The sequence below is a fragment of the Vibrio sp. 10N.222.55.B11 genome (assembly GCF_041473705.1).
GTDB lineage: Bacteria > Pseudomonadota > Gammaproteobacteria > Enterobacterales > Vibrionaceae > Vibrio > Vibrio crassostreae_C.
Genome location: NZ_JBFRST010000193.1, coordinates 1 through 361 on the forward strand (window position 1 = coordinate 1; position 361 = coordinate 361).

1 pseudogene is annotated in these 361 nt (G+C 42.7%); it reads left to right on the plus strand.

The annotated features are described in order from the left end of the window. Positions 1-361: pseudogene (locus AB4503_RS25680) on the plus strand (type VI secretion system membrane subunit TssM); the annotation flags it as partial.

A 361-nucleotide genomic window follows, 5' to 3' on the forward strand; every position in this document is an offset into this window, starting at 1 on the left:
ATTACTAACGCCATTGATCTAATCTCTGGCCCATCTTCTCCGATGACAACGGTTCTAAAACAAGTTTATACAAACACGCAGTTTTCACCGATCGGTCAACAAGGAGCATTAATGGCTCAAGTTAACCCTAAACTTACGGGTGCCGTAAAAGCAGCACCAGAACTCGTTGAAGAAGTTGTAAAGCCTGACTACTTATTAATGAAAAGAGTTGAACAAGCTTTCCACATCTTGAATCAATTGCAAATTAACGAAACCCCAAACTCCCCTACACCATGGGATGAAACGATAACTGCACTGAGCAGAGTTCGTACGTATATGAAAGATATAGCAGACGCACCGGACCCTCAAATGGCAGCGTTGT